Origin of the sequence: Bacillus sp. FSL W8-0519, assembly GCF_038005585.1 — a bacterium.
Taxonomy (GTDB): Bacteria; Bacillota; Bacilli; order Bacillales; family Bacillaceae_G; genus Bacillus_A; species Bacillus_A paranthracis.
The window spans coordinates 12501-27500 of record NZ_JBBOTL010000001.1 but is presented as its reverse complement, the minus strand read 5'-3'; the positions used below and the strand labels follow the sequence as shown (position 1 = coordinate 27500).

At 38.7% G+C, this 15000-nt stretch carries 14 protein-coding genes, 1 tRNA gene, 2 rRNA genes, 1 other RNA gene and 1 other annotated feature (2 of these 19 running past the window's edge); of the genes, 4 read left to right on the top strand and 14 right to left on the bottom strand.

The annotated features are described in order from the left end of the window. The 5 genes from recR to tadA form a co-directional block, all read right to left on the bottom strand. Positions 1 to 337, bottom strand: partial view of a recombination protein RecR gene (gene recR, locus NST14_RS00135; RefSeq protein WP_000559169.1) — the 5' portion only. 260 nt of this gene lie to the left of the window's left edge; only the first 337 of its 597 coding nucleotides appear in the window; it begins with the start codon at positions 335 to 337; its stop codon lies beyond the left edge, outside the window. Positions 338 to 351: 14 nt separating this feature from the next. Next, positions 352 to 678 (bottom strand): YbaB/EbfC family nucleoid-associated protein, encoded by a 327-nt coding sequence (locus tag NST14_RS00130; RefSeq protein WP_001996460.1) that lies wholly within the window; start codon positions 676 to 678, stop codon positions 352 to 354. Between the two features lie 25 nt (positions 679 to 703). Then, on the bottom strand, positions 704 to 2392 hold the full coding sequence (gene dnaX, locus NST14_RS00125) for a DNA polymerase III subunit gamma/tau (protein ID WP_229143757.1): 1689 nt from the start codon (positions 2390 to 2392) through the stop codon (positions 704 to 706). A gap of 132 nt (positions 2393 to 2524) precedes the next feature. After that, an RNA gene (gene ffs / locus NST14_RS00120) (signal recognition particle sRNA large type) lies at positions 2525 to 2789 on the bottom strand. Positions 2790 to 2868: 79 nt separating this feature from the next. Further along, entirely contained in the window at positions 2869 to 3369 is a 501-nt protein-coding gene (tadA, locus tag NST14_RS00115) for a tRNA adenosine(34) deaminase TadA (protein WP_000439008.1), read from the bottom strand. Between the two features lie 108 nt (positions 3370 to 3477). Here tadA and NST14_RS00110 point away from each other — a divergent pair, with 108 nt between their 5' ends. The 3 genes from NST14_RS00110 to NST14_RS00100 all read left to right on the top strand — a co-directional run bounded on the left by NST14_RS00110 (position 3478) and on the right by NST14_RS00100 (position 5449). Further along, positions 3478 to 4017: an isochorismatase family cysteine hydrolase gene (locus NST14_RS00110; RefSeq protein WP_000798715.1), complete on the top strand. Its 540-nt coding sequence runs from the start codon at positions 3478 to 3480 to the stop codon at positions 4015 to 4017. Between the two features lie 125 nt (positions 4018 to 4142). Next, complete coding sequence (locus NST14_RS00105) at positions 4143 to 4778, top strand: deoxynucleoside kinase (protein ID WP_000148224.1); 636 nt, start codon at positions 4143 to 4145, stop codon at positions 4776 to 4778. Positions 4779 to 4780: 2 nt separating this feature from the next. Further along, positions 4781 to 5449, top strand: coding sequence for a deoxynucleoside kinase (locus NST14_RS00100; protein WP_001053585.1), 669 nt, complete (start codon positions 4781 to 4783; stop codon positions 5447 to 5449). 35 nt (positions 5450 to 5484) lie between these two features. On the opposite strand, the gene NST14_RS00095 is transcribed toward NST14_RS00100, so the two are convergent. The 7 genes from NST14_RS00095 to guaB all read right to left on the bottom strand — a co-directional run bounded on the left by NST14_RS00095 (position 5485) and on the right by guaB (position 12436). Beyond that, positions 5485 to 5877, bottom strand: a complete 393-nt coding sequence (locus NST14_RS00095; RefSeq protein ID WP_000364200.1) for a DUF3797 domain-containing protein — start codon at positions 5875 to 5877, stop codon at positions 5485 to 5487. A gap of 165 nt (positions 5878 to 6042) precedes the next feature. After that, positions 6043 to 6135, bottom strand: a tRNA-Ser gene (locus NST14_RS00090). A gap of 156 nt (positions 6136 to 6291) precedes the next feature. Next, positions 6292 to 7566 carry a serine--tRNA ligase gene (gene serS, locus NST14_RS00085; RefSeq protein WP_000884181.1) on the bottom strand — a complete coding sequence of 425 codons (1275 nt, stop codon included), beginning with the start codon at positions 7564 to 7566 and terminating at the stop codon, positions 6292 to 6294. 51 nt (positions 7567 to 7617) lie between these two features. Beyond that, positions 7618 to 7839: a binding site (T-box leader), on the bottom strand. A 54-nt stretch (positions 7840 to 7893) separates the two neighbouring features. After that, positions 7894 to 8484, bottom strand: a complete 591-nt coding sequence (pdxT, locus tag NST14_RS00080; RefSeq protein ID WP_000238780.1) for a pyridoxal 5'-phosphate synthase glutaminase subunit PdxT — start codon at positions 8482 to 8484, stop codon at positions 7894 to 7896. Positions 8485 to 8502: 18 nt separating this feature from the next. Then, a complete protein-coding gene (gene pdxS, locus NST14_RS00075; RefSeq protein WP_000186156.1) occupies positions 8503 to 9390 on the bottom strand; it encodes a pyridoxal 5'-phosphate synthase lyase subunit PdxS in 888 nt (295 codons plus the stop codon). Positions 9391 to 9551: 161 nt separating this feature from the next. Beyond that, a complete protein-coding gene (gene dacA / locus NST14_RS00070; RefSeq protein WP_139303397.1) occupies positions 9552 to 10859 on the bottom strand; it encodes a D-alanyl-D-alanine carboxypeptidase DacA in 1308 nt (435 codons plus the stop codon). A 113-nt stretch (positions 10860 to 10972) separates the two neighbouring features. Continuing rightward, entirely contained in the window at positions 10973 to 12436 is a 1464-nt protein-coding gene (gene guaB / locus NST14_RS00065; protein WP_000264079.1) for an IMP dehydrogenase, read from the bottom strand. Between the two features lie 115 nt (positions 12437 to 12551). On the opposite strand from guaB, the gene NST14_RS00060 reads away from it, so the two are divergent. After that, positions 12552 to 13553: a YaaC family protein gene (locus tag NST14_RS00060; protein WP_000554271.1), complete on the top strand. Its 1002-nt coding sequence runs from the start codon at positions 12552 to 12554 to the stop codon at positions 13551 to 13553. A 34-nt stretch (positions 13554 to 13587) separates the two neighbouring features. On the opposite strand, the gene rrf is transcribed toward NST14_RS00060, so the two are convergent. Further along, positions 13588 to 13703, bottom strand: a 5S ribosomal RNA gene (gene rrf / locus NST14_RS00055). Between the two features lie 50 nt (positions 13704 to 13753). Beyond that, a 23S ribosomal RNA gene (locus tag NST14_RS00050) occupies positions 13754 to 15000 on the bottom strand (it continues 1676 nt past the right edge of the window).

Here is a 15000-nt window from a genome sequence, read left to right as displayed (position 1 = left end):
GAGAGATAGCACCACGTAACACATGATATACACCTTGATACTCTTTCATCTTTTCCATCGCGATTACATCTTTCGGTTCTTGCACGACACAAACAACTGATTGATCTCGATGTGAATCGTTACAAATATAACAAGGATCACGATCAGTAATATGCCCGCACACAGAACAATATGCTAAGTCTCGCTTCGCATTTACAAGTGCTTTTGCAAAACCTAACACATCATCTTCTTTCATATCTAATACGAAAAACGCCAATCGAACCGCTGTTTTCGGTCCGATTCCTGGCAATTTCATAAAACTATCAATTAGTTTTGATATTGGTTCTGGATAATGCATATATCAATATCCTCCTAGAACATTCCACCCGGTAAGTTTAAGCCTTTTGTAAATTTACCCATTGTAGAGTTTGAAAGTTCATCAGCTTTCTTAAGTGCATCGTTTGTTGCAGCTAACACTAAGTCTTGTAACATTTCGATATCTTCTGGATCTACAACTTCTTCTTTCACTTTTACTTCAAGAATTTGCTTATGACCATTTGCAATAACTGTGATCATACCGCCGCCAGCTGTACCTTCAACTGTTTTTTCGCCAAGTTCTTCTTGCGCCTTTGCCATTTCCTTTTGCATCTTTTGCATTTGTTTCATCATGTTATTCATATTTCCCATTCCGCCACGCATCATAATTAATTCCTCCTAATTATTATTACTCTTTTATTTCAATGAGTTCTTGCCCTACTAATTTTACAGCCTCTTCTATGAGAGGATCTTCTTTTTTCTTTGGGCTTTCTTCAGAACTTCCACCTTCACGCTGTAAAAAACCTTCACGGATTTTACCCCATTCACTTTTTGGAATGGCAATCATATTTAATCTTTTACTTAGCAATTCAAATAAAGTTTGTTCCACTGTATCCATAGCCTCTCGATTTTCGCTTGCCATTTTACAGTGAATCTCATATTGGAACGCTAAAACGTAAGTATCATCTGAAGCCGCTACCGGTTCGCTATTTTCTAATAAAACAGCAAACGCTACTTTGTTGTATGCTTTGAGTCTTCCTAACAACTCTCCCCATACAGCTTTTAATTGTTCTAAATCTTGACGCTTCGCTTGCTTTAATACTTCATTTACGCGTCCGACAGGTATCTTCATACTTCCTGTCCGTACTGGCTTTGGTGCTGCACGCGTCTCTCTGACTTCCTGCTGCACACCGGCCGGCACACCATTCTTTTTGACTTGTTCTAACTCTTTCTCTAATTGCTGCATCCTGTTCATAATTGCTTGTAAACGATCTGCACCATTTGCTTGCATCATAAACTGTTGACACAGTTGTACCATAACAACTTCTAAGAAAATTCGCGGATGATTTGTCCACTTCATTTCCTGTTGTGCTTTACTAAGAGTATGAATGATCTCATAGATTACTTCCGGCTGCATTTCTTCACTTAACGTCCGGAATTGCTCATCAACCATTACTCGTTCCAACATATGTTCCAATTGTGGTGAAGTTTGATATAAAAGCATATCACGATAATAGTAAATGAAATCCTCCATAAAGCGAACTGGATCTTTCCCTTTACCCATCATCTCATCTATGATACGTAATGCTCTTGATACATCATTTTCACGTATACATTCTACTAAGTTGCCTAAGTATTGCTGAGAAACAGACCCTGTTACAGCTAATACATCTTCTGTCGTAACAGTCTCATCACTATAAGATATTGCCTGATCAATAAGACTAAGCGCATCACGCATACCACCTTCAGCGGCACGTGCAACAATTTGTAATGCCTCATCTTCTACTTGCGTACCTTCATTGTTCACAACTGTCGATAATCTCTCAACAATATCATTTACTGATATCTTTCGAAATTCGAAACGTTGGCAACGCGAAATAATTGTAGGCGGTATCTTATGCGGTTCTGTTGTCGCCAAAATAAAGATAACATGTCCTGGCGGTTCTTCTAACGTTTTTAAAAGCGCATTGAAGGCACCCATGGAAAGCATGTGAACTTCATCAATAATGTATACTTTATATTCTACAGCACTTGGAGCATATTTTACTTTATCTCTAATATCTCGAATTTCATCTACACCGTTATTTGAAGCCGCATCAATTTCTAATACATCTGAAATAGATCCTTGTGTAATCCCCAAACAAGAAGGACATTCATTACAAGGTTCAGCTACCGGAGCATGTTCACAGTTAATTGCTTTTGCAAACACTTTTGCAATTGTCGTTTTTCCTGTTCCTCTCGGCCCAGAAAATAAATAAGCATGTGAAACTTTCTCTTGAAGAAGGGCATTTTGCAACGTTTTTGTCACGTGCTTTTGACCGACTACATCTTCAAACTTTTGCGGTCTCCATGTTCGGTATAACGCTTGGTATGACACGAAAATACGGCCTCCCTCAAAGGTTATTATCTCATTTATTATAACCCATTCTGTTTATAGATTCCAAAAGTTATTTTCTATACAAAAAACCCACCTTAGTATTAAGGTGAGTTTTGTATACATATATAACTGCCGTGCACCTTCTGTCGATTACGTACCATAAGCGTTACTTAAGCAGTTAGCTCGGTTCAGGCACTCCTGCGGCACACGAGAAGACCCGCTTATTGCTGCTTCCTTCCGGACCTGACAAGGTTCACGGGGTCCCGTTGCGCAGGACCCAAACGTCAACACCACTTACTTAAGGCAGGCCTTACAGCAACATAACCTCGAGAAGGGATTCGGCCTCGCTAGAGCGGATTGCGAGTATAGGGCACCGCTACCTCCCCGCTTAGCACGGCAAAGTTAAAACCAATATTCGGTTGCCTTCATTAAAGGCACTATCAGTATAACTTGTTTTTTTATAAAATGCAAATACGTTAATTCTCTTTACTTTTCTCTAATTTCTTAATCGCTTTTCTTTTTTTACGAAGCGCTCTAAAAAAGTTCGTTAACAGCGTACCGCACTCTTCTTCTAATACACCAGCTACTACTTCACATTGATGATTAAAGCGTTCATCCGTTAACAGATTCATCAATGTCCCTGCACATCCACCTTTCGGATCACTCGCACCATATACAACTCGCTTTACTCGTGATAAAACAATTCCACCCGCACACATCGGGCAAGGCTCTAATGTTACATATAACGTCGCATCTTCTAAACGCCATGTCCCTAATTTTTTGCACGCCTCATCAATAGCTAACAACTCAGCGTGAGCTATCGATCTTTGCTCAGTCTCCCTTAAATTATGAGCAACACTAATTACTTCACCATCCAACACTATAACTGCCCCAATCGGTACTTCTTGTATTGCCTCTGCTTTTTTAGCCTCTTCTATTGCTAACTGCATAAAATGAATATCTTGATCACGTTCCATAACATAGTCCTTTCATTACAAATAAAGTACACTTATTTCCATTTACTACACATGGGATAACTTTTATAAATTCAATCCACCCTAAGAAAAAAAGAGAGGGGATTACATATGAAGAATACTGCCTTACTCATTATCGATATGATTAATGACTTTCAATTTTCACACGGGCCTATCCTAGCCAAAAAATGCGAAATTATAACCAATCCTATTTTACAATTAAAGAAAACAATGAAATCCTTCGGTTGCCCCATCATTTATATTAATGACCATTATCAACTTTGGAGGTCTGATATTGACCAATTGATTACTCATTGTACAAATGAGTATAGTAAAAATATCATTCATAAGATCGCTCCAAATGCTGATGATTACATTTTTATTAAACCACATTACTCTGCTTTTTATGAAACACCTTTAAATTCTTTATTAGGCTATTTAAAAATAGAAAATCTAATATTAACAGGTGTCGCCGGGAATATATGTATCCTCTTTACAGCTAACGATGCTCATATGAGGAATTATACATTGTATGTACCACAGGACTGTATTGCATCTAATGATGATCAGGATAACCTGCATGCTTTAAAAATAATGGAAGCCACATTAAAAGCAAATATAGTACCGTCGTTTCAAATAAAATTTAATTAATACATATATCTATTTTCCAACTTTTTATATCAAATTAACCCGCTCGCTTCCCTCTTGTGCTACAATAATTCTGTTTTGTGTTTTTAGTAGTCACGGTAAATCACTGATTGAAAGGAGGAAACAGCGTGACCGGAGTACCATTTATCACGGTTGAAGGACCAATTGGTGTTGGAAAAACTTCACTTGCGAAGGAAATTTCAACTCACATGCAACTCCACTTACTGAAAGAGATTGTTGATGAAAACCCCTTTTTAGGAAAGTTCTATGAAGACATCGACGAATGGAGTTTTCAAACAGAGATGTTCTTTCTTTGTAATAGATATAAACAATTAGAAGATATTAACATAAAGTATTTGAATCAAAGGAAGCCAGTAGTAGCGGATTATCATATATTCAAAAATGTAATTTTTGCATCCCGTACATTAAAAGATTCTCAATACGACAAGTACATGCAAATCTATCGTATCCTTACACAAGATATGCCAGTTCCAAACGTTATCGTTTATTTAACAGCTAGCCTAGAAACATTACAAAAGCGAATTGCAATGCGCGGAAGAGAATTCGAAAAAAATATGGATCCAAATTACTTACTACAGCTCACAAAAGATTATGAAACAGCAATGGATGCTTTTAAAAAGGACCATCCAGATATCCCAGTATTGAAATTTAACGGAGACGATATGGATTTTGTAAAAAATCCTGATGATTTAAATGTCATCCTATCTGCCCTTCAAAATACTCTCTTAAAGGAGTCGAAATAATAATGAATTTAAGGCAAAAATATGATATACCAAATGACGCAGTAATCACTATCGCTGGAACAGTAGGTGTCGGTAAATCCACTATGACAACTGCATTGGCTAACGCTTTAGGGTATCGCACATCATTTGAAAAGGTAGATTCTAATCCGTATTTGGACAAGTTCTATGCTGATTTCACACGCTGGAGCTTTCACTTACAAGTGTATTTTTTAGCAGAACGATTTAAAGAACAAAAAAGAATTTTTGAATACGGTGGCGGTTTTGTTCAAGATCGCTCTATCTATGAAGACACTGGCATTTTTGCAAAAATGCATCACGAAAAAGGTACAATGACAGAAACTGATTATGAAACATATAAAGGTTTATTTGACGCTATGGTCATGACTCCTTACTTCCCACATCCAGATTTATTAATTTACTTAGAAGGTTCTTTCGATGATATTGTTGATCGTATCCAAGAACGTGGACGTCCGATGGAACAGCAAACACCAATCGAGTATTGGAAAGAGATGCATGGGCGTTATGAAAACTGGATTAACAACTTCAATTCATGCCCTGTTTTACGATTAAACATTAATGAATACGATATTTTAAAAGATGGCGATTCCATTGAACCAATCATAAAAAAAATCGGTCATTTTTTAAAACAAACACGTAAACTTGTAAAATAAAAAACCCGTGCATATGCACGGGTTTTTCTATTAAATTACTTTTTCTTTGTTGGAGCAATAATTTCACTCTCAGGTTTTCCAGCGTTAATACGCTGACGAACAGTACTTGTACTAATATCGTACGCCTCAGCAATCTCTTTAACAGTCATTTCTTTCCCGTTAATTACTGCTGTTAATACTTTACCTGTACGTTTTGGAGCTGCTTCTTTCTTTACAGCTTCTTTTTTAACTTTTTTTGGTGCCTCTACTTTTGTTGCAGTTTGCTTTACATCACAAGTGCAACCACAAAGTTTACGGAATGTATCATCGCTAATAATGCGTGATACATTTGCACCACTGTTTAAAATTCTATTGTTCTTACAGACAGGACATTGTACATAATATAAAGTTTTTCCATCTAAAGGAAACGTTTGTATAATAAGATCCATGTTGACTCCTTTCATATCTATGAAGATAATCATCGGAATATGAGTGTGTAATAAGGACAAAATCGCCTTACACCATACTTTATGATTGGTTTTAAAATAAAAACTCGTTACGTGTGGTAACGAGTTCTCCAATCTCCACTTATATGCGCTGTTGTCAATTATATCTGGAGGAGGTAGAGGGATTCGAACCCCCGCGCGACTCTCGCCGCCTGTCGGTTTTCAAGACCGATCCCTTCAGCCAGACTTGGGTATACCTCCATATTGACATCAAATATAATATCAAAAGAAAAACAGTTAGTCAACCCTACTAAAATAAATTATGAGGAAAGGAAAATTTTACTTTTCCTCTCCTACATCATAGTACTGACAACGCTCATAATTACCAATCACTCATACCGATGAATGTTTATAAATTTACTTAATAACTGTTTTTCCTCCCATATAAGGGCGAAGAACTTCTGGAATTATAATTGTACCATCTTCTTGTTGGTAGTTCTCTAAAATAGCTGCCACCGTACGTCCAATTGCAAGACCAGATCCATTTAATGTATGAACATGTTCTGGTTTGCCGTTTGGCTCACGACGGAAACGGATATTTGCACGTCTCGCTTGGAAAGCCTCGAAATTACTACAAGAAGAGATTTCACGATATGTGCCATAGCTTGGAATCCATACTTCGATATCGTATTTCTTCGCTGCTGTAAATCCTAAATCGCCTGTGCACATGCTCATAACGCGATATGGCAACTCTAATAATTGTAACACGCGTTCTGCATCATTTGTTAGTTTTTCTAACTCTTCATAAGAATCTTCTGGTTTTACGAACTTCACAAGCTCTACTTTATTGAACTGGTGCTGACGAATTAAACCACGTGTATCACGGCCAGCTGAACCTGCTTCAGAACGGAAACAAGAGCTAAACGCAGCATATCTTATAGGCAATTGTTCTTTATTTAAGATCTCATCACGGTGCATATTTGTTACAGGTACTTCAGCTGTTGGAATTAAGAAGTAGTCTTCACTTTCAATACGGAATGCATCTTCTTCAAACTTCGGAAGTTGTCCTGTCCCTGTCATGCTTGCACGGTTTACCATATACGGAGGTAATACTTCTTCATATCCATGCTCATCAGTATGAAGATCAAGCATAAAGCTAATTAAAGCACGCTCTAATCTTGCGCCAGCACCTTTGTAGAATACGAAGCGGCTTCCTGTTACTTTTCCAGCACGTTCAAAATCTAGAATTCCTAAATCTGTAGCAAGATCCCAATGTGGTTTTGGTTCAAAAGCAAATTCCTTCACTTCTCCCCAAGTGCGAGCTACTACATTATCATCCTCTGTTTCACCAACTGGAGCAGATTCGTGCGGAATATTTGGAATAGATAGCATCAATCTTTCTAGATCTTCTTCAACTGTACGAAGTTCGTTATCAAGATCTTTTACTTTTTCTCCAACTTCACGCATTTCTAAAATTAGAGCTTCTGCATCTTTCTTTTCGCGCTTCAATACAGAGATTTGTTGAGATACTTCGTTACGTTTACTTTTTAGTTCCTCTGTTTGAACAAGTAGTTCTCTTCTTCTCGTATCTAATTCTTCAAAGCGACCAAAATCAGTTAAATCTTCGCCTCTATGCTGTAACTTAGCTTTTACTTCTTCAAAATTTGTACGTAAAAATTTAATATCAAGCATTATATACTCCTCCTTTTATTTTATAAAACACAAAAAACTCCCGTCCCTATATAAAGGGACGGGAGTTAACCCGCGTTGCCACCCTAGTTGAAAGCATTACCGCTTTCCTCTCAAGTAGAAATAACGGCTCTTCACCGGGAATGTTTACTAATCATAAAGATATTCCACATTCCATTCCAGGATGGATTCACAAACTGTTTCTATCGATTTCCACCAACCATCGACTCTCTATAAGAAACGACATTTGTTACTACTTCCTATCAACACGCTTATTTTATAAAATTGTTACCATCAATTTACTATAATCTTATACAAGTTGCAAGTTACTTATACAACTTTTTTCATTTTCGCTTCTTTTACCATTTCTACAAAGTATGCTGTTACACGATGATCATCTGTTAATTCCGGATGGAAAGAAGCAGCTAAAAACGGCCCTTGCCTTACCGCTACCATTCGATCACCATGTGTAGAAAGTACCTCAACATCATCCGCTACATTTACAACATACGGGGCACGAATAAATACGCCAACAAAATCTTCTCCCACACCTTTAATAGAAAGTGCAGCTTCAAAGCTATCTTTTTGACGTCCAAACGCATTGCGCTCAACTGTAATATCCATAGCACCAATATGTGCTTCGTCATAGCCAATAAGTGTTTTTGCGAGAAGAATCATTCCTGCACATGTACCAAACATTGGTTTACCAGACTTCGCAAATGTACGAAGCGGTTCCATGAAAGCATACTTATCAATAAGACGGCGCATAGTTGTACTTTCACCGCCTGGTAAAATAAGACCATCAATCTCTTCAAGTTGTTCTATACGCTTTACAACAACAGCTTCTGCACCACTTGCTTCAACTGATTTTACATGTTCACGAACTGCACCTTGAAGACCTAGTACACCGATTTTCACCATTTTAAAGTTCTCCTTCAATTACCATCCACGCTCTTGCATGCGTTGCTCTGGTAGTAACGTTGAAATTTCAATACCTTTCATCGCATTACCTAATCCTTTAGAAAGGCTTGCAATTAACTCGTAATCCTCATAATGAGTTGTCGCTTCAACGATTGCACGTGCAAATTTCGCTGGATTCTCTGATTTAAAGATACCAGATCCAACAAATACACCATCCGCACCAAGTTGCATCATTAACGCTGCATCTGCTGGTGTTGCTACACCACCTGCTGCAAAGTTTACAACCGGCAAACGACCAAGGCGTTTAATTTCAAGTAGTACTTCATAAGGAGCACCAGTATTTTTTGCATATGTCATTAATTCATCTTCACGTAGACTTGCAACTTGACGGATTTCTGCATTGACTTGACGCATATGACGCACTGCCTCTACAATGTTTCCTGTTCCTGGTTCGCCTTTTGTACGAAGCATAGATGCACCTTCTGCAATACGACGTGCAGCTTCTCCGATATCACGGCAACCACATACAAATGGAACTGTGTAATCACGTTTATTTAAATGGTATACTTCATCGGCTGGAGTTAATACTTCACTCTCATCGATATAGTCTACCCCTAATGATTCTAATACACGTGCTTCTACAAGGTGACCGATACGGCATTTTGCCATAACCGGAATTGACACTGCACCCATAACTTCTTCAACGATTGTTGGGTCTGCCATACGAGAAACGCCACCTGCTGCACGAATATCTGCTGGTACACGCTCTAATGCCATAACGGCAACTGCGCCTGCCTCTTCTGCAATTTTTGCTTGTTCAGCGTTAATTACGTCCATAATAACGCCGCCTTTTTGCATTTCTGCCATTCCACGTTTTACACGTTCTGTCCCTGTTACATTTGTCATGTTACAAAAACCCCCCTAGGTGAATTGCTTTTCCCCGTTAAAGGCGAAAATTAAGAATACTCTTACATTCTACCACTAACTATCAGATGCTTGTCTACTACTTTTTCATAAAGTCGGTATGAAAAATAGGAATAAGAAAAAGCCCCTACAATGAGGAGCTTTTAAAACCAACCTTTTACTGTATCAACAGCACTATTCCATATACCACTAAAGAAAGAACCAATTCCGCGCATAGCACGAGTAAACCAGTTTGCTTCTTCTACTTCAGATGTTGTTACAAGATCCACTTGTAACGACTTACCAGTTAAAAATCCAGGGTCGTTTGCATCTTTTGGCGTAATTACCATTTGACCAAGCGCAGCTCCCTTTTTAATAGGTGCTTCTTGTCCCTTACTTGATTCTTTTAATTCTGTTTTATAAACATCTTTACTTCCTTTTGGTACTGGAAGTGAAATGGCTTGTTTCGTTTGAACTGCTACATCTTTGTCTTTCGCATTTTCTACTCGTACTGTTTCTTGTCCTTTTACTGAAGAACCTTTTTTATACATTTGTTTCATTTCAAAGTTAGCAAATCCATAATCATATAGCTTCTTTGTTTCATCAAAACGTGCTGTATGAGAACTTGTTTTAATCACTACAGAAATAAAACGCATACCGTTTCTTTCAACCGTACCAGTGAAGCAATCTCCCGCTTCTGGAGTTGAGCCTGTTTTTAGGCCATCTACGCCATCATATTCTTTAACTAAGCCCTTTAACATCCAGTTCCAGTTCGACATTGCAAACTTCTCTTTTTCTGGACGGAATTCTTTTTTCGGGATTTTTGCTGTATCTAACACTTTTGGATAATCTTTAATTAAATGTTGTGCTAAAGTTGCAACATCCTTTGCAGACATTTTATTTTCTTCATCCGCTGTTGTTCCTTCTGGATGCATTCCCTTTAAATCTTTATTCGTTAAACCTGTAGAATTGACAAATTTATAATTTTTCAACCCTAGTTCTTTCGATTTATCATTCATCATTTTTACGAAATCTACTTCTTTACCTGCAATTGCTTCTGCTAATGCAATCGTTGCACCATTTGCAGAGAAGATTGCCATTGCCTCGTATAACTCTTTTACTGTATAAGAGCCACCATTTTCTAATGCCACATTTGATAATGAAGCATCCTGTGAAACTTTATACGCATATTCAGAAACCTTAATTTTCTGATCCCACTTAAGCTTTCCTTTATCCACTGCTTCGTGAACTAAATACTCGCTCATCATCTTCGTCATACTAGCAATGGATAATAATTCATCGGCATTCTTTTGATATACAATTTTTCCAGAATTCGCTTCTACTAAAATTGCCGCACCTGCTTCAATATTTAAAGCATTTCCTGTTTCAGCTGATGCATTGCTATATGGTAACAACATACTACAAGCTAGTGTAAGCATTGTTACTAGTGCAATGAATCTTTTGCAAAACATACCTTTCACTTTTGCTACCCCCAATATCTATGTACTCACATAACCGTTATTCTAACATAATCAAAAAAAAATAGACAGAGATATAAAATCTCCGTCTATTTATATATAAGACATTATAATGAGTAGTTTGGAGCCTCTTTTGTAATTTGTACATGATGAGGATGACTTTCAAGTAAACCAGCACCTGACATACGAACAAATTGTGCATTCTCACGTAAGAATTCTAAATCTTGTGCTCCGCAATATCCCATACCTGCACGTAATCCACCAACTAATTGATGAACCGTATCTGCTAAAGGTCCTTTATATGGTACTCGTCCTTCAATACCTTCTGGAACAAGTTTTTTATTTCCTTCTTGGAAATAACGATCTTTACTTCCTTTTTCCATCGCTCCGACAGAACCCATACCACGATATACTTTAAATTGGCGACCTTGATAAATTTCAGTTTCACCAGGACTTTCAGCAACACCAGCAAACATACTACCTAGCATAACAACATGTGCTCCTGCTGCTAAAGCTTTAACCATATCACCAGAGTACTTAATACCACCGTCAGCAATAACTGGGATACCGTGTTTACGAGCTTCTGTTGCACAATCATAAACCGCTGTTAATTGTGGTACACCAACCCCAGCTACAACACGTGTTGTACAGATAGAGCCTGGTCCAATACCAACTTTAACTACGTTTGCCCCTGCTTCAATTAATGCTCTTGTTGCTTCAGCAGTAGCAACATTTCCAGCGATAATATTTAATGATGGATACTTTGCACGAACTTCTTTTACTTTATCAATAACGCCTTGAGAATGTCCATGGGCTGTATCAAGTACGATTGCATCTACGCTAGCTTTTACTAATGCGTCAATGCGAGTCATAGCATCAGCCGTTACACCAACTGCTGCTCCAACTAATAAGCGCCCTTGCTTATCCTTCGCAGAATTTGGGAATTCAATTACTTTTTCAATATCTTTTATTGTAATAAGCCCTTGTAATACACCATTGTTATCAACAAGAGGGAGTTTTTCAATTTTATACTTTTGTAGGATCTTTTCAGCCTCATCTAGCGTTGTACCAACTGGAGCTGTAATTAGCTGTTCTTTTGTCATTACGTCGGAAATTTTGATTGAGTAGTCTTGGATAAAACGCATATCACGGTTTGTAATAATACCAACTAATTTTCGCTCGTCTAAATTATTTACAACCGGTACACCTGAGATACGATATTTCCCCATAAGGTGTTCTGCATCATACACTTGATGTTCTGGAGTTAAAAAGAAAGGATCTGAAATAACACCACTTTCAGAACGTTTTACTTTATCAACCTGCTCGGCTTGTTGTTCAATAGACATATTTTTATGAATAATTCCTAAACCGCCTTGACGAGCCATTGCAATAGCCATATCCGCTTCTGTTACTGTATCCATTCCTGCACTAATTAACGGGATGTTTAACTGTAAGCTTTCAGATAAAACTGTTTTAACACTTACTTCTCTTGGTAGTACATCTGACTTTGCTGGTACAAGTAATACGTCATCAAAAGTCAAACCTTCTTTAACAAATTTAGATTCCCACATAATTGTTCCCCCCATGATACCAGAAATTATTATTAGTAGCTTATCAATTGGTTAAAATACTGTCAAGGACGTATATATATGTTAGAATTTTTAGACAATAAAAGGAGCGTAATATATGCATCAAACACATTGTACTTGGCAGCAACTAAGTTTCTTCTTTTCATCTCAAAATGTACAACGTTATCTTGCCCGTTGTTATGAAAAATCCTCCATACAAAATGCTGAAAAAAAAAGTTTTGAAAATTGTTATCCCTTTATTTATTACTTAGAACATGGGAAAAATTATTATGAATTATATAAGGTAGCTCCCTTTTCAATTCAGCCAATGTTATTGTTTTATGGAATGAGCCAACTTTTTAAAGCATGCTTATTAACTATTGATCCGAACTATCCTGAATCCACTACTGTTTTAGCTCATGGTGTTACGACTCGTAAGCGGAAAAAACAGGGATATCAATTTTTAGAAGATGAGGTAAAGGTACAAAAAAATGGATTATTTACTCATGTTGCAGAACAGCTGTTTCACATGAAACACTTAGAATCAGAGAAGTTTAACATGTTGGATTTAATGGGGAATATTCCTGAATTACAAAACTTATTTCGCTATAGTCAACGAGGTGCCACTTTGTATAAAATTGATTCAACAAATGCAAATGAACTTTCCTTTTCAGTCAATATACTAGATCGACTTCATATGACTTCAGAAAGATTTTCACGTTATATTGAATCAATTTGTAAGCACTTATCCGTGCAACATGTTACTGGGAAAACGAGCGCCTCCAATTTGCTTTTTACAGCTCCTATTCAATCGTGGAATCCTATATATAGTACGCCTTTATACTACGAATATCTCGCTGATACTTATTACTTACCACTTACAACTGACCCTAGAAATCCTAAACCCGTATTACCTGAACTTCTTGTTCACTATTTATTGCTCTACAATTTAAGTATGATTTCTAGATACGAAACAGATTGGTGGTATGATTTACTTGGAAGCTATGGCTCTGAAGATTACCCATTTATTTATCAATTTCTTACTATTTCTGCTCAAAAAATTCCTTACTATATTTCGAATTTTTTACTAGCAGAACCGAACCTATTTCATGGGAAATAAAAAAACACAAGTCAAAAGACTTGTGTTTTTAGTTGCTTGGCGACGTCCTACTCTCACAGGGACAAGGTCCCAACTACCATCGGCGCTAGAGAGCTTAACTTCCGTGTTCGGTATGGGAACGGGTGTGACCTCTCTGCCATCATCACCAAACTATTGAAGGCATATTCCTTCAAAACTAGATAACATTTGCTACATATTATATGGTTAAGTCCTCGATCTATTAGTATTCGTCAGCTCCACATGTCACCATGCTTCCACCTCGAACCTATCAACCTGATCATCTTTCAGGGATCTTACTAGCTTACGCTATGGGAAATCTCATCTTGAGGGGGGCTTCATGCTTAGATGCTTTCAGCACTTATCCCTTCCGCACATAGCTACCCAGCTATGCCCTTGGCAGAACAACTGGTACACCAGCGGTGCGTCCATCCCGGTCCTCTCGTACTAAGGACAGCTCCTCTCAAATTTCCTACGCCCACGACGGATAGGGACCGAACTGTCTCACGACGTTCTGAACCCAGCTCGCGTACCGCTTTAATGGGCGAACAGCCCAACCCTTGGGACCGACTACAGCCCCAGGATGCGATGAGCCGACATCGAGGTGCCAAACCTCCCCGTCGATGTGGACTCTTGGGGGAGATAAGCCTGTTATCCCCGGGGTAGCTTTTATCCGTTGAGCGATGGCCCTTCCATGCGGAACCACCGGATCACTAAGCCCGACTTTCGTCCCTGCTCGACTTGTAGGTCTCGCAGTCAAGCTCCCTTATGCCTTTGCACTCTACGAATGATTTCCAACCATTCTGAGGGAACCTTTGGGCGCCTCCGTTACACTTTAGGAGGCGACCGCCCCAGTCAAACTGCCCACCTGACACTGTCTCCCGGGTCGATAAGACCCGTAGGTTAGAATTTCAATACAGTCAGGGCGGTATCCCACCAGCGCCTCCACCGAAGCTAGCGCTCCGGTTTCAAAGGCTCCCGCCTATCCTGTACAAACTGTACCAAAATTCAATATCAGGCTACAGTAAAGCTCCACGGGGTCTTTCCGTCCTGTCGCGGGTAACCTGCATCTTCACAGGTACTATAATTTCACCGAGTCTCTGGTTGAGACAGTGCCCAAATCGTTACACCTTTCGTGCGGGTCGGAACTTACCCGACAAGGAATTTCGCTACCTTAGGACCGTTATAGTTACGGCCGCCGTTTACTGGGGCTTCAGTTCAGAGCTTCGCTTACGCTAACCCCTCTCCTTAACCTTCCAGCACCGGGCAGGTGTCACCCCCTATACTTCGCCTTACGGCTTCGCAGAGAGCTGTGTTTTTGCTAAACAGTCGCTTGGGCCTATTCACTGCGGCTTTCCGTTAAGAAAGCACCCCTTCTCCCGAAGTTACGGGGTCATTTTGCCGAGTTCCTTAACCAGAGTTCTCTCGCACACCTTAGGATTCTCTCCTC

Coding starts and splice junctions, on each gene's coding strand:
- NST14_RS00110 (WP_000798715.1), top strand. CDS start 3,478: ATGAAGAATACTGCCTTACTCATTATCGATATGATTAATGACTTTCAA.
- NST14_RS00100 (WP_001053585.1), top strand. CDS start 4,781: ATGAATTTAAGGCAAAAATATGATATACCAAATGACGCAGTAATCACT.
- NST14_RS00130 (WP_001996460.1), bottom strand. CDS start 678: ATGCGTGGCGGAATGGGAAATATGAATAACATGATGAAACAAATGCAA.
- NST14_RS00095 (WP_000364200.1), bottom strand. CDS start 5,877: ATGGATCTTATTATACAAACGTTTCCTTTAGATGGAAAAACTTTATAT.
- pdxT (WP_000238780.1), bottom strand. CDS start 8,484: ATGGTGAAAATCGGTGTACTAGGTCTTCAAGGTGCAGTTCGTGAACAT.
- pdxS (WP_000186156.1), bottom strand. CDS start 9,390: ATGACAAATGTAACAGGGACAGAACGTGTAAAACGTGGAATGGCAGAA.
- dacA (WP_139303397.1), bottom strand. CDS start 10,859: ATGTTTTGCAAAAGATTCATTGCACTAGTAACAATGCTTACACTAGCT.
- serS (WP_000884181.1), bottom strand. CDS start 7,566: ATGCTTGATATTAAATTTTTACGTACAAATTTTGAAGAAGTAAAAGCT.
- NST14_RS00060 (WP_000554271.1), top strand. CDS start 12,552: ATGCATCAAACACATTGTACTTGGCAGCAACTAAGTTTCTTCTTTTCA.
- guaB (WP_000264079.1), bottom strand. CDS start 12,436: ATGTGGGAATCTAAATTTGTTAAAGAAGGTTTGACTTTTGATGACGTA.
- tadA (WP_000439008.1), bottom strand. CDS start 3,369: ATGGAACGTGATCAAGATATTCATTTTATGCAGTTAGCAATAGAAGAG.